This window comes from Bosea sp. RAC05, assembly GCF_001713455.1.
Lineage (GTDB): Bacteria > Pseudomonadota > Alphaproteobacteria > Rhizobiales > Beijerinckiaceae > Allobosea.
In genome coordinates this window covers 4,373,492-4,393,199 of the sequence record NZ_CP016464.1, presented here as the reverse complement: position 1 = coordinate 4,393,199, position 19,708 = coordinate 4,373,492, and the positions used below count along the sequence as shown (strand labels likewise).

The 19,708-nt window shown below is 67.5% G+C and carries 18 protein-coding genes; 14 read left to right on the top strand and 4 right to left on the bottom strand.

All coding sequences use genetic code 11. From position 1 onward, the window contains the following. Positions 1-200: 200 nt before the first annotated feature. The 3 genes from BSY19_RS24345 to BSY19_RS24335 all read left to right on the top strand — a co-directional run bounded on the left by BSY19_RS24345 (position 201) and on the right by BSY19_RS24335 (position 3,626). Positions 201-1,064, top strand: coding sequence for an IclR family transcriptional regulator (locus tag BSY19_RS24345; RefSeq protein ID WP_335622313.1), 864 nt, complete (start codon positions 201-203; stop codon positions 1,062-1,064). Between the two features lie 73 nt (positions 1,065-1,137). Further along, entirely contained in the window at positions 1,138-2,775 is a 1,638-nt protein-coding gene (locus BSY19_RS24340) for an acyl-CoA synthetase (RefSeq protein WP_083247980.1), read from the top strand. Further along, entirely contained in the window at positions 2,772-3,626 is an 855-nt protein-coding gene (locus BSY19_RS24335) for a PCC domain-containing protein (protein ID WP_069056415.1), read from the top strand. The genes BSY19_RS24340 and BSY19_RS24335 overlap by 4 nt, the downstream gene beginning before the upstream one ends. Before the next feature lie 85 nt (positions 3,627-3,711). Here the strand turns inward: BSY19_RS24335 and BSY19_RS24330 are convergent, their stop codons facing one another. Further along, positions 3,712-5,334: an acyl-CoA synthetase gene (locus tag BSY19_RS24330; RefSeq protein ID WP_069056414.1), complete on the bottom strand. Its 1,623-nt coding sequence runs from the start codon at positions 5,332-5,334 to the stop codon at positions 3,712-3,714. Beyond that, positions 5,328-5,798 carry a MaoC/PaaZ C-terminal domain-containing protein gene (locus BSY19_RS27185; RefSeq protein WP_171905201.1) on the bottom strand — a complete coding sequence of 157 codons (471 nt, stop codon included), beginning with the start codon at positions 5,796-5,798 and terminating at the stop codon, positions 5,328-5,330. The genes BSY19_RS24330 and BSY19_RS27185 overlap by 7 nt, the downstream gene beginning before the upstream one ends. A 199-nt stretch (positions 5,799-5,997) precedes the next feature. On the opposite strand from BSY19_RS27185, the gene BSY19_RS24320 reads away from it, so the two are divergent. The 9 genes from BSY19_RS24320 (at position 5,998) to BSY19_RS24285 (ending at position 16,967) form a co-directional block, all read left to right on the top strand. Then, a complete protein-coding gene (locus BSY19_RS24320; protein ID WP_069057362.1) occupies positions 5,998-6,258 on the top strand; it encodes an AbrB/MazE/SpoVT family DNA-binding domain-containing protein in 261 nt (86 codons plus the stop codon). Further along, positions 6,255-6,659: a type II toxin-antitoxin system death-on-curing family toxin gene (locus BSY19_RS24315; RefSeq protein WP_069056413.1), complete on the top strand. Its 405-nt coding sequence runs from the start codon at positions 6,255-6,257 to the stop codon at positions 6,657-6,659. The genes BSY19_RS24320 and BSY19_RS24315 overlap by 4 nt, the downstream gene beginning before the upstream one ends. A 10-nt stretch (positions 6,660-6,669) precedes the next feature. Beyond that, positions 6,670-7,551 (top strand): beta-keto acid cleavage family enzyme, encoded by an 882-nt coding sequence (locus BSY19_RS24310; RefSeq protein WP_069057361.1) that lies wholly within the window; start codon positions 6,670-6,672, stop codon positions 7,549-7,551. Between the two features lie 7 nt (positions 7,552-7,558). Next, positions 7,559-9,163 carry a phytoene desaturase family protein gene (locus BSY19_RS24305; protein ID WP_069056412.1) on the top strand — a complete coding sequence of 535 codons (1,605 nt, stop codon included), beginning with the start codon at positions 7,559-7,561 and terminating at the stop codon, positions 9,161-9,163. A gap of 768 nt (positions 9,164-9,931) precedes the next feature. Next, positions 9,932-12,349: a methyl-accepting chemotaxis protein gene (locus BSY19_RS24300; protein ID WP_083247809.1), complete on the top strand. Its 2,418-nt coding sequence runs from the start codon at positions 9,932-9,934 to the stop codon at positions 12,347-12,349. 116 nt (positions 12,350-12,465) lie between these two features. Beyond that, positions 12,466-13,257, top strand: coding sequence for a hypothetical protein (locus tag BSY19_RS27725; RefSeq protein WP_150129718.1), 792 nt, complete (start codon positions 12,466-12,468; stop codon positions 13,255-13,257). Between the two features lie 480 nt (positions 13,258-13,737). Beyond that, on the top strand, positions 13,738-15,105 hold the full coding sequence (locus tag BSY19_RS24295) for an ABC1 kinase family protein (RefSeq protein ID WP_069056410.1): 1,368 nt from the start codon (positions 13,738-13,740) through the stop codon (positions 15,103-15,105). Between the two features lie 258 nt (positions 15,106-15,363). Continuing rightward, positions 15,364-15,864 carry a 5-(carboxyamino)imidazole ribonucleotide mutase gene (purE, locus tag BSY19_RS24290; protein WP_069056409.1) on the top strand — a complete coding sequence of 167 codons (501 nt, stop codon included), beginning with the start codon at positions 15,364-15,366 and terminating at the stop codon, positions 15,862-15,864. After that, positions 15,861-16,967 (top strand): 5-(carboxyamino)imidazole ribonucleotide synthase, encoded by a 1,107-nt coding sequence (locus tag BSY19_RS24285; protein ID WP_069056408.1) that lies wholly within the window; start codon positions 15,861-15,863, stop codon positions 16,965-16,967. The genes purE and BSY19_RS24285 overlap by 4 nt, the downstream gene beginning before the upstream one ends. Positions 16,968-16,973: 6 nt before the next feature. Here BSY19_RS24285 and BSY19_RS24280 read toward each other — a convergent pair whose 3' ends face one another. After that, a complete protein-coding gene (locus BSY19_RS24280) occupies positions 16,974-17,405 on the bottom strand; it encodes a hypothetical protein (RefSeq protein WP_069056407.1) in 432 nt (143 codons plus the stop codon). Between the two features lie 129 nt (positions 17,406-17,534). Between BSY19_RS24280 and rpsU the strand changes: the two genes are divergently transcribed. After that, positions 17,535-17,768, top strand: coding sequence for a 30S ribosomal protein S21 (gene rpsU / locus BSY19_RS24275; RefSeq protein WP_054140900.1), 234 nt, complete (start codon positions 17,535-17,537; stop codon positions 17,766-17,768). A 232-nt stretch (positions 17,769-18,000) separates the two neighbouring features. Next, positions 18,001-18,849, top strand: a complete 849-nt coding sequence (locus tag BSY19_RS24270) for a tetratricopeptide repeat protein (RefSeq protein ID WP_236840444.1) — start codon at positions 18,001-18,003, stop codon at positions 18,847-18,849. Here BSY19_RS24270 and BSY19_RS24265 read toward each other — a convergent pair whose 3' ends face one another. Continuing rightward, positions 18,850-19,695 (bottom strand): alpha/beta hydrolase, encoded by an 846-nt coding sequence (locus BSY19_RS24265; RefSeq protein ID WP_069056405.1) that lies wholly within the window; start codon positions 19,693-19,695, stop codon positions 18,850-18,852. It lies immediately after the preceding gene. Positions 19,696-19,708: the final 13 nt, after the last annotated feature.

The following is a 19,708-nucleotide window of genomic DNA, read 5'->3' as shown; positions in this document are numbered from 1 at the left end:
CATTGGTTCGTCCTCCCGTCGCATCGATCTTGTCTGGCCTGTCGGGCGGCCGTCGATGCGGTCCACACTGTGATCAAGGTCACTGTGGATCGGGCCGGAGATTACACGAGGTAACCTGCATTGCAATCGGCAATCGGGCGAACTAGGCTGAAGACATAAAAATGAGGTCCACATCATGGACCTTTGGTGAGGACGCCAGGGTGCCAGGAAGCGACGAGGCGCGGGCCGGGATGTCCGGCTCGCAGAGCGTGGACCGCGCGCTGCAGCTGCTGGCGCTGATCGGCCGCGAGCCGGCGGGCGGGCTGCCGCTGGTCGAGATCGTCGCCGGCAGCGGCCTGAACAAGCCGACCGCGCGACGGCTGCTGCTGGCCCTGATCCGGGCCGGCCTCGTCGAGCAGGAGCCGCGGACACGTCATTACTGCCTGGGCGAGGAGGCCTTCGTGCTCGGCGTGCTGGCGGCGCGCCGGCACGGCCTGCTCGAACTGGCGATGGAGAGCCTGCGCCGCCTCGCCGCGGTGACGATGGACACCAGCTTCCTCTCCGTGCGGCGCGACCACTACTGCGTCTGCCTGCATCGCGAGGAGGGCACCTATCCGGTGCGCACCCATGCGCTGCAGATGGGCGACCAGCATCCGCTCGGTGTCGGCGCGGGGTCGCTCGCCCTGCTGGCGGCCTTGCCCGACGACGATGTGGACCGCCTCCTCGCCGCCAACGAGCCCGCCTTGCGCGCCCGCTATCAGGGGTTCGCGCCGGAGATCCTGCGCGACGATCTCGCGCTGGCCCGCCAGCGCGGCTTCGCCCTCAACCCCGGTCGGCTCGTCGCCAGCTCCTGGGGCGTCGGCATGGCCTTTCGCTATCCGGACGGGCGCGTCGCCGGCGCGCTCAGCCTGGCGGCGATCGACAGCCGCATGGCGCCGCAGCGACAGGACGAACTGGCCGGCCATCTGCGCGCCGAGGTGACGCGGATGGAGCGGGTGCTGGCGGACATGTTCGTGCCGGGTCGCACGGTCGCGGACCGGGCCGGGCGCTTCACCGCGCCGGCGCTCGAAGCGAGGCGGGCGTGATGGACGCGCGCATCGCCTCATGGGCCGGCACCGACCGATTTCACCCTGCGTTCTCGTCGAGGGAGACACTGGAATGACCGCAACGAAGGCCTCCGCCCCCGCCGGCGGCGTCGCGCCGATGACGCGGCGCGTGATGAATCTCGGCCACATCGTCGCGCAGAACGGGCGGCGGCTGGCCGCTCACCCCGCCTTCGTCTGGGGCGACCTGACGCTGAGCTGGGCCGATCTCGACGCGCAGGTCTCGGCGCTGGCGGCGGGCTTGCGGGCGCGCGGCATCGGCAAGGGCGACCGCATCCTGGTGCATTCGAAGAACTGCGACGCGATGTTCGTCTCGATGTTCGCGACCTTCCGGATCGGCGCCGTCTGGGTGCCGACGAATTTCCGGCTGCTGCCGGACGAGGTCGCCTATCTCTCGACCTCCTCGGGCGCGAAGGCGTTTCTCTGCCATGGCGATTTCCCCGACCATGCCACGGCCGTCGCGAAGGCTGCGCCCGCCCCGGACTTCACCTGGCGGATCGGGCCCGCGGCCTTCGGCGAGGACGAGGTCGGCGCGGTGATCGCGCGCCATCGCGGCGAGCGCGTCGCGGATGTCGCGGTCGAGCATGACGACCCCTGCTGGTTCTTCTTCACCTCCGGCACCACCGGGCGCTCGAAGGCCGCGGTGCTGACCCATGGCCAGATGGGCTTCGTCATCACCAACCATCTCTGCGACCTCGTGCCCGGCACGACGGAGGCCGATTGCTCGCTGGTGGTGGCGCCGCTCTCGCATGGCGCCGGCGTCCACCAGCTGATGCTGGCGGCGCGCGGGGCGGCCTCGATCCTGCTGCCGACCGAGCGCTTCGACATCGACGAGGCCTGGCGGCTGATCGCCCGCCATCGCGTCACCAGCCTGTTTACCGTGCCGACGATCCTGAAGATGCTGGTCGAGCATCCGGCGGTCGAGCAGAACGACCATTCCTCGCTGCGCTACGTCATCTATGCGGGCGCGCCGATGTATCGCGAGGACCAGAAGCGGGCGCTCGCCACGCTGGGCTCCGTGCTCGTGCAGTATTTCGGGCTGGGCGAGGTCACCGGCAACATCACTGTGCTGCCGCCCTCGCTGCATGTCGCCGAGGACGGGCCGGGCGCCCGCATCGGCAGCTGCGGCTATGCCCGCACCGCGATGCAGGTCCAGATCCAGGACGAGGCCGGCGAGGAGGTCGCAACCGGCGTGCAGGGCGAGATCTGCGTGATCGGGCCGGCCGTCTTCGCCGGCTATTACGACAACCCGGAAGCCAACGCGAAGTCGTTCCGGAACGGCTGGTTCCGCACCGGCGATCTCGGCCACATGGACGAGGAGGGCTTCGTCTACATCACCGGGCGCGCCTCGGACATGTACATCTCCGGCGGCTCGAACATCTATCCGCGCGAGATCGAGGAGAAGATCCTGACCCATCCCGCCATCGCGGAGGTCGCGGTGCTCGGCCTGCCCGATCCGGTCTGGGGCGAGATCGGGGTCGCCGTCTGCGTCTGCCGCGGCGGGGCCAGGGCCGACGAGGCGGAGATCGCCGGCTTCCTCTCGGAGAAGATCGCTCGCTACAAGATGCCCAAGCGCTTCTTCTTCTGGGAGGCGCTGCCGAAATCGGGCTACGGCAAGGTGCCGAAGCGCCTGGTGCGCGATGAGCTCGAGGCGCGCGGGCAGCTGGACTGGCTGAGGGGGCAGGGCTCGTGAGGCGCATCCAGCAGCCCGGGCCGGAGACGCCCGGCCGCATCCAGTGGGCGGAGTGCCACGGCCTGCGCTTTCCGCTGACACTGCAGCCCGGCCTGACGCTGCTCGAGGCCGTCCGGCGCGGCTTCGCGGCGGCCGGCTTCGTCAGCGGGACGGTCAAGCTCGACGGGCTGGCGCTCTCGCCCTTCGCCTATGTGATGCCGGCGCTGTCGCAGACGCCGGAGCATGCCGCCTTCTACAGCGACACCTTCCGGCCCGTCGGCGTCGCCCGCATCGAGGTGGGCGCGATGACCTTCGGCCTGCGCGACGGCGCACCCTTCTTCCACGCCCATGCGCTCTGGATCGAGGGCGACGGGCGGCGCAGCGGCGGCCATATCCTGCCCGACGAGACGATGGTGGCGGAGCCGATCACGCTGGCGGCGGTCGGGCTCGATGGCGCCGCCTTCCTGGGCGAGACCGACCCGGAGACGCATTTCAAGCTGTTCGGGCCGCAGCCGGCCGAGCCGCTCGGCGCGACGCGCGAGGGCCGCTTCTTCGCGCTGCGCGTCAAGCCGAACATCGATTTCTGCGGGGCGCTGGAGGGCTTCTGCGCCGAGCGCGGCATCGCGCGGGCGACGATCCATGGCGGCGTCGGCTCGACCATCGGGGCGCGCTTCGCGGAGGGCGGGGTCGTCGAGAACTTCGCCACCGAGGTCGCGATCACCGGCGGGTTGATCGTCGATGATGGCGCCGGACCGCAGGCGCAGATCGACGTCGCGCTGGTCGATTACACCGGGGCGATGGCGGCCGGGCGCTACCGGCGCGGCGACAACCCGGTGCTGATGACCTTCGAGCTGGTGCTGGAGGTGGGGTAACGCCATCCGTCATTGCGAGCGCAGCGAAGCAATCCAGAAAGCGTGCGCGTGGCTCTGGATTGCTTCGCTGCGCTCGCAATGACGATCAGGTGATCTTGCCTCGCGCCATCTCCATGTCCCGCAGATCCTTGCGCCGGATCTTGCCCGTCGCGGTCAGCGGCAGTTCGGTGACGAACTCGACATGGCGCGGATACTGATAGGCGGCGAGGCGGTCGCGGACGAAGGCCTGGATCTCGGCGGCCAGCGCCGCCGACGGCGCGATTCCCGGCATCGGCAGCACGAAGGCCTTGATCGCCTCGGTGCGGATCGGATCGGGCACGCCGATGACGGCCACCATCAGCACGGCGGCATGGCGGATGATGCAATCCTCGATGTCGCCCGGCCCGATCCGGTAGGAGCCCGAGGAGATGATGTCGTCGTCGCGACCCTGGAACCAGAAATAGCCCTGCTCGTCGCGCGCCCCGGTATCGCCGGTGACGAACCAGTCGCCGATGAACTTGGCCGCCGTCGCCTCGGGCTGGTGCCAGTATTCCAGCATCATCACGGGGTCCGGCCGCGCCACCGCGATCAGGCCCTGCTCACCGGCGGGCAGGATCTCGCCGTCGGCCGAGATCACCGCGACCTTGTGCCCCGGTACGGCGCGGCCCATCGAACCGGGCACGACGGGGAACAGGCCGGCGCAGTTCGACACGATCAGGTTGGCCTCGGTCTGGCCGTAGAATTCGTTGAGATCCAAGCCGAAGCTGTCCCGGCCCCAGGCGAGCATGTCGGCGCCCAGCGTTTCCCCGCCGGTGCCGACCGAGCGCATCGCGAAGCCGGGGCGACGCGGGTTGGCGACCTGCCGCATGAGTTTCAGCGCGGTCGGCGGCAGGAAGGCGTTGCGGACCCTGTGCCGCGCCATCAGGTCGAAGGCGGCCTCGGGGTCGAATTTCCGGGCCCGCGAGGCCAGCACGGGGACGCCGAAATACAGGCTCGGCAGCAGGACATCGAGCAGCCCTCCCGCCCAGGCCCAGTCGGCCGGGGTCCAGAACAGGTCGCCCGGCTGCGGGAAGAACTCCTGCGGCAGCTGGACGCCCGGCAGATGGCCGAGCAGGACGCGGTGGGCGTGGAGCGCGCCCTTGGGCTTTCCGGTCGTGCCCGAGGTGTAGATGATCAGCGCCGGATCCTCGGCATCGGTCTCGCGCGGTGAAAACGCGTCCGATGCCTTCGCCATCTCGGCGTCGAGGTCGGGATGGCCGTGGCCGCCGATCACGAGCAGCCGTCGCAGCTCCGGCAGGGCGTCGCGGATCGCCTCGATCTTGGGCAGGTTCTCGCCGTCGGTGATCAGCAGGCTCGCGCCCGAATGCTGCAGCCGGTGCTCGAGCGCGTCGGGCCCGAACTGGGTGAAGAGCGGCAGGGCGATCGCGCCGAGCTTGTAGATGGCGAGATGGGCGATCGCGGTCTCCGGCCGCTGCGGCAGCAGGATGCCGACGCGGTCGCCCGGTCGCACGCCCTGCGCCACCAGCAGATTGGCGAGCCGGTTGGACTGGCGCTTGAGCTCGTCGAAGCTCAACGTGGCGACGCCCGCCTCGTCCTCGTAGACCAGCGCCGGCCTGTTGGTCCCGTCGGCGTGGCGGTCGCAGCAGGCGACGCCGATGTTGAAGCGCTCCGGAACCCGCCAGACGAAGCGCGCGACGGTCTCGTCATAGCTGCCGTGGCGGGTCAGCATCGGTTCGGGTCCTGGTCGCGGCGCTTCATCAGCAGCTTCATCTGCCCGGTCTGGACCTGTTCGCCGCGCTGGTTGACGACAGCGAGCTTCAGCGTGACGACGCCGCGGTCGGGCTTGCGCGAGGGCTTGCGCTCCACGGTCGTCACGATCGCATGGACGGTATCGCCGATCCGGACCGGGCCTGAGAACGACCAGTGCAGGTCGAGCAGGCCCATGGTCGTGGCGTCGATCAGATTCTGCTGCGACATCAGCCCGATCGCCATGGCGAGCGTCAGCGGGCCATGGGCGATGCGCTCGCCGAAGGGTGTCGTGGCGCAATACTCGGCATCGACATGCAGCGGGTTGAAATCCCCCGACAGGCCGGAAAACAGGGTGATGTCGCCTTCCCCGACGGTTCGCCCGCGGGTGACCACACGCAGTTCGTCGGTGAAGTCCTCGAAGTAGAGCCCCATCGCGTCGTCCACCCCGGCTTGTCTCGTTGCCGCATTAGGCGCGCGCTGGTCGCGTGCTGGCAAGCAGCGCGGGGCGGGTATTCGCTCACGCCCGGCTTGCGCCGGTGGGGCGGCGCCCGAGCCCCTGTCGGCCCCACGGGCAGCGCCGGCCGACGTCTGGCGATCAGGAACGGCGCCTGTTATACAAGTCGTATAACGGATGGAGCCCGATATGAACGAGACCATGAAGCCTTCTGGGGCCACTCCTGCCATCTTGCAGGTCCGAAAGATCGGCAACTCGATCGGTCTGATCCTCCCGAAGGAGTTGCTGGCACAGACCGGGTTTGCCGAAGGTGACAAGGTCGAGGCGATCCTGCAGCCGGATGGCGGAATTCGGCTCAAGCCGCATGACGATCTGCATGCCCGCAGCATGGAGATCGCGCGACGGGCCATGAAGCAATACGCCGGAGCACTGCGCGAGCTTGCGAAATGAGCCAGTCGCCAGAACCGATCTGGCTTTTGACCGAGGCGGTGATCGATATCCATACCGAGCAGCTCGCTATGTTCGGCGGCCCGGACGGCGTCCGTGATCTCGGTCTTCTGGAGTCGGCCCTCGCACGGCCAAGAAACAGATTCGCGTATGGCGAAACTGATCTCGCGGCGCTGGCCGCCAGCTATGCGTTCGGCATTGCGCGCAATCACCCGTTCATCGACGGCAACAAGCGAGTTGCGCTGCTCGCTATGGTGACATTTCTGGGGCTGAACAACGTTGCCTTGGACGTCTCGAACGCGGCCGCGGCGGCTGCGATCCTTGCTCTTGCAGCGGGCGAGGTCGATGAAGACGGGCTGACCCAGTGGCTGCGCGACAACTGGCCGAAGGATGCGCCGGCATGAGGAAGATGCGATGAGCCGACCGATCTGGATCGAGGCCGCGATCAACGGGCCCTGGGGCGTCACGCGCCAGCCGGGCATCCCGATCGCCATTCCCGACATCGTCGCCGACGGGATCGCGGCGGTGGAGGCCGGCGCGGCGATCGTGCATCTGCATGTCTACGACCTCGAAACCGGGCGCCAGCGCGACGACTGGGAGCTCTACGCAAAGGCGATCGAGGGCATCCGCGCGAAGGTCGACGCCATCGTCTATCCGACCATTCCGATCGTCGGCTCGGCCTATGCCGGGGACATCATCGGGTCGGGCCGCTACACCCATCTGGAGGAACTGGCCAGGCGCGGTCTGGTCGAATGGGGCGTGCTCGACCCCGGCTCCTGCAACTGGCTGACCTTCGACGGCATTCCCGCTGGCGAGGCCGGCTTCATCTACCAGAACCCCGGCGAGCATATCCGCGAGGGCATGGCGGTGGCGCAGGCCCACAACATCCATCCGAGCTATGCGATCTACGAGCCCGGCTTCACGCGACTGGGCGCGGCGCTGGCCAAGGCCTATCCGGGCATGCCCTGTCCGATCTACCGGCTGATGTTCTCGGACGCCTTCGCCTGGGGCTTCCCGCCGCGCGACTGGGCGCTCGATGCGCATCTGAAGCTCCTGGCGGAGGATGCCCCCGAAGCGCCGGTGATGATCGCGGGGCTGGGTGTGGATCTGACAGGGCTGATTCCGGCGGCGGTCGCGCGCGGGGTGCATGTGCGCGCCGGGCTGGAGGATGCGCCCTTCGGCTGCGGGCGGACCAATGCCGATCTGGTGGCGGAGACGGTGCGGCGGGTCGAGGCCGCCGGCGGGCGCCCGGCCAGCGTCGCCGAGGTCAGGGCCCGGCTCAAGGCCGTGGGCTGAGCCGGCCATGGCGACGACAACCTGCGATGTCGTGATCCTCGGCGCGGGCCACAACGGGCTCGTCTGCGCGCACCGGCTCGCCCAGGCGGGGCTGTCGGTCACGGTTCTGGAGCGGCGCGGCGTCGTCGGCGGCGCGGCCGTGACCGAGAGCTTCCATCCCGGTTTCCGCAACTCGACCGCGAGCTACACGGTCAGCCTGCTGCGGCCCGAAATCATCGCCGCGATGGAGCTGCACCGGCACGGCCTGCGCATCGTCGAGCGGCGGATGGCCAACTTTCTGCCGCTGCCGGATGGGCGCCATCTCGCGGCCGGGCCGGGCCGGACGGCGGCCTCCGTCGCCGCCTTCTCGGAGCGCGATGCGCAGCGTCTGCCGGCCTATGAGGCGCGGCTGGAGACGGTGGCTGCGGTGCTGCGCGAGCTCGTGCTGCAGGCGCCGCCCAATCTCGGCGATGGCGGCTGGCTGGCGGCGCTGCCGGATCTGATCGATGCCGGCCGGGTGGCGCGGCGGCTGTCGCGGCTCGATCTCACCGCCAAGCGCGACGTGATGGACCTCTTCACCAAATCGGCGGGCGACTGGCTCGATGGCTGGTTCGAGAGCGAGCCGATCAAGGCGCTGCTCGGCTTCGACTCGGTGGTGGGCAACTATGCCAGCCCCTATACGCCGGGCTCGGCCTATGTGCTGCTGCACCATGTCTTCGGTGAGGTGAACGGCAACAAGGGCGCCTGGGGCCACGCCATCGGCGGCATGGGCGCGATCACCCAGGCGATGGCGAAGGCCTGCGCGGAAGCCGGCGTCGCCATCCGGCTCGACAGCCCGGTCGCGCAGGTGCTGAGCGAAAAGGGCCGGGCGTTCGGCGCGGTGACGGAGGCCGGCGATATGGTGCGGGCGCGCGCGGTCGTCTCGAACCTGCATCCGCGGCTGCTCTTCTCCAAGGTCGATCCCGCGATCGTGCCTGCGGATTTCACCGAGCGGATGACGCGCTACGCCTCGGGCTCGGGCACCTTCCGGATGAATGTCGCGCTGTCGGAGCTGCCGCGCTTCACCAGCCTGCCGGAGCCCGGCGACCAGCACACCGCCGGCATCATCATCGCGCCGAGCCTCGGCTACATGGACCGGGCCCATGCGCAGGCGCGTCTCTCAGGCTGGTCGCAGGAGCCGATCGTCGAGATGCTGATCCCGTCTACGCTGGACGACACGCTGGCGCCGCAGGGCGGCCATGTCGCGAGCCTGTTCTGCCAGCATGTCGCGCCTGATCTGCCCGAAGGGCTGGACTGGGAGACCTGCCGCGACAGGGTCGCCGATCTCATGATCGAGACGGTCGATCGCCATGCGCCGGGCTTCAGGGCCTCGGTGGTCGGGCGGCTGGCGCTCTCCCCCGCCGATCTGGAGGCGCGCTTCGGGCTTATCAGTGGCGACATCTTCCATGGCCGGCTGACGCTCGACCAGCTCTTCTGCGCCCGGCCCGTGCTCGGCCATGCCGATTACCGCATGCCGGTGCCGGGGCTCTATCTCTGCGGCTCGGGCGCCCATCCCGGCGGCGGCGTCACCGGCGCGCCGGGGTATAACGCGGCGGCCGCCGTGCTGGCGGATTGGCGGCGCAGGCGGGTTTGAGGGGCGATGCGGGTTGATGCGCCCTCGGAGGGTGGGTGGAAGGGTACTGATTGGGTGGGGGAGATAGTGCGGGGGCAGGCGTAGCGATGGCCGTTGTGCGCCGATAGCTGACCTGAAGGCCCTGCCCAAAAGCTGACATTCCACGATTCGCGAAAAGGACCCGCTGTCGATCCAATATCCGCGGGCCATAGCTTTCGACCGTCGCGCAGGCCTCGCCTCCATTGCAGGCTAAAGCGTCGGCTCATGACGTGTTGCAGGGGACCGCTGAGCCGTTACCGCGTCGTCGGCGTAGCCGCTTCGACCCGCGCGTACAGGGCCAGCTCAGGGATCACTCGCTCCCAGCCTCATGCAAATCGGTGCCCTGCGCTCGGGACATGCCCCCTCGGCGCTCAGCTCATTCGGACGTGGAATCGAAGCCCCGCCGCCTAACCCTCACAATCGGCAGAGCCATTCGTCTTGCGACGATGAGGGATTTTACGGGCGCTTCGGCGCCCAAATTGCGCCATCTCGGCCGGGACATCCAGTTGGGTCACCTCGGCTGTGAGAGGGAGCTATTGCTTTTGATCATGGACTGAATGCCTAAGAAGTAATCACAAATGCCTCAAAATTAATCATTTCTTAGCCGTCGGCAGGGCATCGGAGACAGTGTGGCTTGGGCGAGGATGCGTCGAACACGTATATCGTGACACCCCCAGCGTACAAACTAAGACGTCGAGATATGAAATCGACGATTTTTGAATCAATGCGTGCCTGAACGAGGAATACATCATGTTGTCGGCAATTCAACGGACACGTATTGTTCATCGTGTCATGATCGGATTTTCAGCGACGCTGATCCTTGCAGCCGTGCTCGGGTTCATCAGCATCAACCGGGTCGACCTGATCAATCGGGGCCTGACGACCATCAATGATCTGAATTCGGTCAAGCAGCGCTTCGCGATCAATTTCCGCGGCAGCGTTCATGATCGCGCGATCAGCCTGCGCGACGTCACGCTCGTGGACAGTGCTGCCGATGTGCAGGCGAATGTCGCTGACATCGAGCGCCTGGCCGAAGCCTATCGCCAGTCGGCTGTGTCTCTGGATCGGATGCTTGCAGACCCCACGCAGGTCTCGCCTGATGAGGCGCGCATCCTCGCGAGCATCAAGGCGACCGAAGCCAAGACTCTTCCCGTCTCGGAGCGCGTCATTGCCCTGCGCAAGGCCGGCGATGTGGCGCAGGCCAAGCAGGTGATGATGGCGGAGGCGCGTCCGCTCTTCACCGAATGGCTGGCGCGCATCAACCAGTTCATCGATCTCCAGGAGGCCAACAACCAGAAGCTCGGCCAGAGCGTGCGCGGCGTCTCCGCGAACTTCACGGCGATGACGCTGCTTCTGCTGGGTTCGGCGCTGCTGATCGGCCTTGCCTTCGCGTGGTGGTCGATTCGCGCAATCCGGCCGTTGAGTGGCCTCACCCAGGTCATGACCCAGTTCGCGAATGGCGATCTCCAGGCGAGCGTGCCCCATAGCGATCGGGCCGATGAAGTCGGCGCCATGGCGAAGGCGCTGCAGATTTTCCGCAGCAATGCGCTGGCGATGCGGACGATGGAATCCGAGGCCGCGGCGGCGCGCCAGGCGGCCGAGGACGAGCGGCTTTCGACCGATGAGCAGCGGGCCCGGACGGTCAAGGAGCAACTCGACGGCGCCCGCCAGCAGGAGCAGATCGTCGATCTCCTCGCATCCGGGCTGCAGCGGCTCGCTCAGGGCGATCTGACCTGCCGGATCGAGGCTCCGGTGCCGGCGGATTATCTGAAGCTGCGGGACGATTTCAACGTGATGGTCGACCGCTTGAGCGGGATGGTCGGCATGATCCAGGCGACCTCGGCCGATGTTGGGCTGGCCGCCCGCGAAATCACCACGGGCGCTGCCGATCTGTCCAAGCGCACCGAAGAGCAGGCCTCGAGCCTGGAGGAGACGGCTGCCACGACGGAAGAACTCGCAGCCTCGGTGAAGGCTTCCGCCCAGGCGTCGCGTCAGGCCGCCGCTGTTGCCGATGAGGCGAAGCAGGCTGCTCAGGCAGGCGGGACGATCGCCGGCAAGGCGGTCGAGGCCATGGCGCGCATCGAGGACGCCTCGACCAAGATCTCCGACATCATCCGGGTGATCGACGACATCGCCTTCCAGACCAACCTGCTGGCGCTGAACGCGGCCGTCGAGGCGGCGCGGGCTGGCGATGCCGGCAAGGGCTTCGCCGTTGTCGCATCTGAGGTTCGCACCCTGGCGCAGCGTTCGGGCGAAGCAGCCAAGGACATCTCGGCGCTGATCTCGTCCTCGAACATGGAGGTGGGCGAGGGCGTGAAGCTGGTGCGTCAGGCCGGTGAGTCGCTCGACCGTATCCTCGCGGCCTCGCAGAAGGTCGCCGCGACGATCGCCGATATCTCCGCCGCCTCGGGCGAACAGGCCAACGGCATCGATGAGATGAGCCAGGCCGTCGCCCATCTCGACGAGATGACACAGCAGAATGCCGCGCTGGCCGAACAGAGCGCTGCCTCGGCCGGTTCGCTCTCGGGCAAGATCGCCCAGCTCAACGATCTCGTCGCCGCCTTCAAGACCGGGCCGGACGACGGCCGGGCCGGCAGCGCTCCCGCGCCGCGGCCCGTCGCGCCTGAACCGGCGCGCCTGCGCCAGCTCGCGGAAGTCGCCTTCAGCCAGACGAGGGCGCCGGCACCCCGCGCCGCCGCGCCGGCCGTCGCTCCCGCCAAAATCATGACCGAAGCGTTCGATTTCGACCGTGCGGTTCGCGCGCATTCGGACTGGAAGATGAAGCTGGGCGCATATATCCGGCGGCCTGACCAGACCTTGCGCGCCGTCGAGGTCGCGCGCGACGACGTATGCGAACTCGGGTGCTGGATCCATGGGCCCGGGCGCAACATGGCAGGGGCCAAAGAGTATGCGGAGCTGAAAAGCGCCCACGCCGCGTTTCACCGGACGGCCGCCGATATCGTGCGTCGTGCCGATGCCGGAGAGACGGTTTCGGAAGACATCGCTCTGTCTGCGACCAGCCCCTACAGCAACGCGTCGAGCCATGTCATCCAAGCGATCGTCGCGATGAAGCGCAGGACTGCCAGCCCATCCTCCACGAGTGCCAACCCTGCACCTCGGAAGGTCGCCAACAGCCGCGCCGGCGACAGCGGCTGGGAAGAGTTCTGAGCCGGTCCCGCCCGTCGCCCACGGGAAGCGCGCCCCCCCTCCGTCGGGGCGCGCTGGGACTAGCCAATGGATCAGAGCTTTATGGTCGCCAACAAAATGTGTCGAGGCCAGGTCGAATGTTCACCACACACTCTCTCACGATCGACATCGTCCAGAGATCGGCTATCCCAGCCTGCCTCTCGACAGTCGGCCTTTACGACTCGTTCTACGTCACTACAAACGAGAGTTATCTCAAGCTCATCGAGCGGGTTTGGGCTGAGATCGAACACAAGAACCTCGTCTCGGACGGGTCAGCCGTTAGCAACCCGCAACGAGATCGCCGGCTTTGGCTGCTGGATACGCAGGGGTTCTACGATGCTGAACCTGCTCAGATTCGCATCGCGACAGGCCGATTCGTCACGGTAGAGATAAGCGCCCAGAGGGTTTGGTGCAGTGGCACTGCGTGTGACCTGGAGTTCTTCTCGCCTCTTTCTGTTCCTGAGCGGGAACCGCCCGTCATCAGAGTAGGCGACGCCGCCAAGAAAGCGGAATTCTCGGGACGCCTTAGGCGGAGCGTACCAGCTATGAACACGCTCGACCGTGAAATCCTGATGCGCCGAATGTTATCCCTGACTGCTGAAGGAACTCTCTTGGCTGCTCGCCTTTGTGACTCGGCCGATGTGCGGGCGTCTCTGCAAATGATTGTTGATCGCCTCGCTTCATTTCAAGTCGAAAATGAAATGATCGCTACAAAAGTGAGCTTCGATTTTAATAGAATTGGTTCAGATTCAGTCGAGGATATTCTACTTCACGTCGCTGGTGAAATTTGGTCATTGATCGTAAATTGCAGCAGCATTGAGACTGCTGATATGCTAAAAAATTTGGTTGCCGGCTATTCTGTGCCAAAATTGAGCGTGATCCGCAGTTAATTAGATTCAATATAAAATATCATTTTTATTTATTTCAAATAATCAAATACAATAACTTAATCTTCATATGCATAATTACATTTTGCTGATTTATTTCAGTCTACATAATATTATATCTCATCGTTGATGTTATTATATTGAGATGTTATGCTGTATAATAGATCATAATCTTCTCTCGTGCCCACAATATTGGGCGAAAAAATGGATAAGGATGACGGTTTGCAGATGGCGATCTGCCATACACTACGCGAATTCGCCTCGCCTTGGTGGCTTGGGCGGCACGATCAAGCCGCCTGACAGCAGCCGTCGGCAGAGTCGGTTTTGGGCCAGAAGCACCCATTCGCGAATGTCAGGGCCAGACTACCGCCCCCCCCCCCCCATCTGCCATCCTCTCGCCCCGCGAGACCACCCGCCGCATTGGCCCCGGGACGACGCCACCCTACATAGGAGCCCAGCCCGCCCCCGAAAGCGCCCCGCCCCATGTCCGACCGCGACTCCGAAGCCAACCGCTTTTCTGCCCGGGCAGTGCGCTATGTGCGTGTCGGGGCCAATGTCGGCGGGGTGGCGGCGCGGATTGCGGGCGCCCGGCTGTTCGGGATGGAGGGGCGCAACGCCTCCAATGCCGAGGCGCTGGCCAAGGCGCTGGGGGGGCTGAAGGGCCCGATCATGAAGGTGGCGCAGCTCGTCGCCACGATCCCCGATGTCGTGCCGCCGGAATATGCCGCCGAACTGCAGAAGCTGCAGTCGCAGGCGCCGCCGATGGGCGCGGCCTTCGTCAAGCGCCGGATGATGGCGGAGCTCGGGCCGCAATGGCGCGAGCGCTTCGGCTCCTTCGATCTGCAGCCGGCGGCGGCGGCCTCGCTGGGGCAGGTGCATCGGGCGACGACGCTGGAGGGCGTCGCGCTCGCCTGCAAGCTGCAATATCCGGATATGGAATCGGCCGTTGAGGCCGACATCTCGCAGCTCGACATCCTGTTTGCGCTGCACCGGCGCATGGACCCGGTGATCGACACCAGCGAGATCGCCACCGAGATCGGCGCGCGCGTCCGCGAGGAGCTCGACTACCAGCGCGAGGCCAAGCATATCGCGCTCTATCGGGAGGTGCTGGCGCAGACGCCGGAGATCCGCGTGCCGGCGCTGGAGACCTCGCTCTCGACGAAGCGGCTGCTGACCATGCACTGGCTCGAGGGCGACGGCATCCTCACTCACAAGCAGGACGAGCAGCAGGCGCGCGACCGGATCTCGACGGCGATGTTCAAGGCCTGGTGGCGGCCCTTCAGCCATCACGGCATCATCCATGGCGACCCGCATCTCGGCAATTACACGGTCTTCTCGGAGGACGGCGCCCCGCAGGGCATCAACCTGCTGGACTATGGCTGCATCCGCATCTTCCCGCCGTCTTTCGTGGGCGGGGTCGTCGATCTCTATCGCGGCCTGCTGGAGGGCGACGAGGCGCGCGTCGTCCATGCCTATGAGGTCTGGGGCTTCAAGGGGCTGACGAAGGAGCTGGTCGACACGCTCAACATCTGGGCGCGCTTCATCTACGGGCCGCTGCTGGAGGACCGGACGCGCCGCATCGCCGAGGATGTCAGCCCGGCCGAATATGGCCGCCGCCAGGCCTTCGAGGTGCATCAGGCGCTGAAGAAGCGCGGGCCGGTGACCGTGCCGCGCGAATTCGTCTTCATGGACCGCGCCGCGATCGGGCTCGGCGGGGTGTTCCTGCATCTCGATGCGGAACTGAACTTCCACCGGCTGTTCGAGGCCGAGATCGAGGGTTTCCAGATCGAGACGGTGGCGGCCGACCAGGCCTCGGCGCTGGCGCGGGCGGGGCTGGTGGCGACGGCTTAGGGCCCGACACTGCCGCGCTGAAACATAGCGTCATCTGGACAAGCGGCGCAGCCGCGCAGGCCGGGATCCATCATAAGGCTCCGTCGATGCCCTATGATGGATCCCGGGACGACCTGCGGTCGCCCCAGGATGACGCGGCTGTTGCCGGGGGTGGATCGCTGGATTCGGTCCCTTTCCCGATTCGGCGCTTGCTTGTGCGGCACGGGGCAGTCTAGATCGCGCGCTTCCCGTCCAGCGTTTCCGGAAGCGCTTCCCGCCATGGCCACCACCTCCGCGCCCGTCGCCATCATCATGGGCAGCCAGTCCGACTGGGCGACCATGCGCCATGCCGCCGAGACGCTCGATGCGCTCGGCATCGGCCATGACGACCGCATCGTCTCCGCCCATCGCACGCCGCAGCGCATGGTCGAGTTCGCGACCGGCGCCAAGGCGGAAGGCTTCAAGGTGGTGATCGCGGGGGCAGGCGGCGCGGCGCATCTGCCGGGCATGACGGCGTCGCTGACGCCGCTGCCGGTCTTCGGCGTTCCCGTCGAATCCAAGGCGCTGTCGGGGCAGGACTCGCTGCTCTCGATCGTGCAGATGCCGGCGGGCATCCCGGTCGGCACGCTCGCCATCGGCCGGGCCGGCGCGGTCAATGCGGCGCTGCTAGCAGCCGCCGTGCTGGCGCTGTCGGACGAGGGCCTGGCGGAGCGGCTCGACGCCTATCGCGCCCGCCAGAGCGCGGCGATCGCGGAACGCCCCGTGAAGGACGAGGCGTGAGCGCGCCGGTGGTCGAGGGGCGGCCGCTGGCGCCCGGCGCCGTGCTCGGCATCCTCGGCGGCGGCCAGCTCGCCCGGATGATCGCACTCGCCGCGGCCGATCTCGGCGTCGCCAGCCATATCTTCGCGCCCGAGCCCGAGAACCCGGCCTTCGACGTGGCGGCGGCGAAGACGGTGGCTCCTTACGAGGACGAGGCGGCGCTCGCCCGTTTCGCGGATGCCGTCGATGTCGTGACCTATGAATTCGAGAACGTACCGGCGGCAACCGCGGCCTTCCTCGCCGCCCGCAAGCCGCTGCATCCGGGCGCGCATGCGCTGGCGGTGACGCAGGACCGGCTGAGCGAGAAGCGCTTCGTCTCCGAGCAGGGGCTGACGGTGGCGCCCTTCCGTGCGGTGGACTCGCTGGCGGATCTCGAGGATGCGGTCGCCGCGCTCGGGCGGCCTTGCGTGCTGAAGACCCGCCGCTTCGGCTATGACGGCAAGGGCCAGGTCAAGATCCTGCCCGGGACCGATCTCGCGGAAGCCTATGAGGCGATCGGCCGTCAGCCTGCGGTGCTGGAGGGCTTCGTCAGCTTCGCCCGCGAGGTCTCGGTCGTGGCGGCGCGCGGCACGGATGGCAGCTTCGCGGCATTCGATCTCTGCGAGAACGAGCATCGCGACCATATCCTCGCCTTCACCCGCATCCCGGCGCAGGTCTCGGCGGCGACGGAGGCCGCCGCCATCGAGGCGGCACGGCGGATCGGTGCGGCGCTCGGCTATGTCGGCGTCTTCGCGGTCGAGATGTTCGTCGTCGGCGAGGGGCCAAGCGAGAGCGTCGTCGTCAACGAGATCGCGCCGCGCGTCCACAACTCCGGCCACTGGACCAGCGAGGGGGCCCAGACCTCGCAGTTCCACCAGCATGTCCGGGCCGTCTGCGGCTTCCCGCTGGGCTCGGCCGCCCGTCGCGGCCGTGTCGAGATGGAGAACCTGATCGGCGACGCCGCGCTGCGCTGGCGCGAACTCCTGGCCGAGCCCGGCGCGCATCTGCATCTCTACGGCAAGCGCGAGGCCCGTCCGGGGCGCAAGATGGGCCATGTCACGCGGGTTGTCCCCGAGCAGGGCTGAGGCGGCTCAGAGCACCCGCTGCAGCGGCTCGCCGCGCGCCAGCCAGAACGCCTTCAGCGGGCCCGGGACGATGCCGAGCTTGCGGTAGAGGAACAGGGCGAAGGCGCCGGGCTCGGCGCCGCCGCTTGCGCGATAGGGCTCCATCAGCCGCTCCAGCACGATCTTGCGATGGCGCTGGCGTGCGGCCGGCCGCAGGGCCGAGGGCGGCGTCTGCATGATCAGCTGCACCAGCCGGTCGAGGATCGCCTCATCGGTCGTGCCGGCGAGGCTGGCGAGATCGGCCTCCAGCACGGCATGCTTGGCCTCGAGGAAGGTCGCGCCCTTGGCATAGGCCTGCTCGACGCGCTGCCAGGCGGGGATGGCGAGGTCGTTGGCGAGAATCATGATGCGCCGTTCGACCTCGGAATCATGGGGCTGCTCGGGGCCGGCGTTTGTCATCGATTTTCCCGGTTTGGCGGCGTGGACAGCCGCAGGCTTTTCTGTTATCCGCACGAACCTTCGAAGGGTCTGCTTCGCCGATCCTCCGTCCACCCTTATTAGACCAACCCGCTAAAGACGGACACTCACGTGCAGGTTCTCGTTCGCGACAACAACGTCGATCAGGCTCTCCGCGCTCTCAAGAAGAAGCTGCAGCGCGAAGGCGTCTTCCGCGAGATGAAGCTCCGCGGCCATTACGAGAAGCCCTCCGAGAAGAAGGCCCGCGAGAAGGCGGAAGCCGTTCGTCGCGCCCGCAAGCTGCAGCGCAAGAAGCTCCAGCGCGAAGGCCTGCTGCCGGCGCCGGTGAAGCCGAAGCGCCCCTGATCCTCGCCAGGGCTGCGGCGTTTCGCCCGCCCTCGATGATCTGAAAAGACCCGACTGCGCCTGGAGCCGTCTCCGGGCGCTGTTGCTTTTCCGGCGGCGTTAACCAACTCTTGTCACAAGCGGGCGCTTTCCTCAGCGGAGCGCTGTCGGTTGGGGAGCGCGACGAGGCGGCGTCGATCCGGATGGGTCGGCGCGGCGGACGAGGCACGAAACCGGACCGATGAGGCGAAGCATGATGCGTGGCAGGAACTGGCTTGCGGCGGCGGGCCTGGCGGTGGCGCTGGCGGGTTGCGACACCGTTTCGACCATGACGGCCCAGCCGATCGCCGAACTCGACACCGCCTCGGCGGCCGAGGCCAGCGTCAACATCGGCTCGCTGAGCGAGGTCATCGCCCGCAACCCCAACGATCCCGGCGCCTACAACACGCGCGGCGCGGCCTATGCCCGCGTCGGCCGCTTCTCGGATGCGATCGCCGACTTCACCAAGGCGGTGCAGCTCGATCCCAACCTCGCTTCGGCCTACACCAATCGCGGCCTGGCGCTGCGCCAGAGCGGCCGCAACGATGCCGCGCTGGCCGATTTCAACAAGGCGACGAGCGTCGCGCCGAACTATGCGCCGGCCTTCATCGCGCGGGCCAATCTGCTGCGGGCTCAGGGCAACAGCCCGCAGGCGCTGGCCGACCTCAACACCGCGATCCGCCTCAATCCGGAATCGGCGGAAGCCTTTCATGCGCGCGGGCTGGTCTACCAGCGCGAGGGCCAGCACCAGTATGCGATCTCGGATTTCGATTCGGTGATCGACCGCAATCCCTACAACGCGCCGCCCTATATCGCCCGCGGGCAGAGCCTGAACGCCATCGGCAAGTACGATTCGGCGCTCGAGGATTTCACCGCCGCGCTCAATGTCGACAACCGCAACGCCGATGCCTGGGCCGGTCGCGGCTTCGCGCAGGAGAAGCTCGGCCAGCGCTCGGAAGCCTCGCAGAGCTACCAGCGGGCGCTGGGGCTGGACGGCAACAATGCGGCCGCGCGCGCCGGGCAGGGCCGTCTCGGCGGCGGCGGCGGGCTGTTCCGCAGCTGATCACTCGATCGTGCGGCTTTCCGCCGCCTGGACGGCCCCGCGCGTCACCTCGGCGAGGAAGCGCCGGACCTCGGGCAGCGAGCCATGCGCCGGCAGATCCTCATGCCCGCCTTTGGGGAAGCGCAGGAAGCGCTTGGGGGCGTTGGCGAGGCCGAAGAGGGCCTCGCCCTGGGCGAAGGGGATGACCCGGTCCCGCTCGCCATGCAGCACCAGCAGCGGCGCCCTCACCGCGCCTATCACCGTGTCCGAGCGGAAGCTGTCGAGCATCAGCCAGGACACGGGCACGTAAGGATAGATCCCCTGCGCCACCGCGACGGTGGAGAGATAGGGCGCCTCCAGCACGACGGCCGCCAGCGGCGCCTCGGCTGCGAGCTTCAGCACCACGCCGGTTCCCAGCGATTCGCCGTAGCCGATCAGCTGCGCCGCGCCGAAGCGCTCGGCGGCGAAGCCATAGGCGGCGCGGGCGTCGAGATGCAGCCCCGCTTCGCTGGGGCGGCCCGTCGAGCCGCCATAGCCGCGGTAGCTGACGGCGAGCAGGCCGCTGCCGTCCTCCGTCAGGGCGCGGAAGCGGGCGACGCGGCCGGGGCTGCCGAGATGGCCGGCATTGCCGTGGAAATAGAGGATCACCGGCTTGCCCGAGCGTGGCGGCACCGCCCAGGCGACAAGGCGCTCGCCATCGGCGGCGGTCAGGGTCAGTTCTTCGGCCGCGGGCAGCCCGGCGGCGGCGAGGTCGGCCCGGGCCGGATTGCGCGGAAAGACCAGATCGCGCTGCCGGACGAAGAGCAGCCCGAGGACAGCGAGATAGACGGCGAGGGCGAGGCCGAGGAGGCGGGTCAGGATCATCATCGCATCGCTTCTC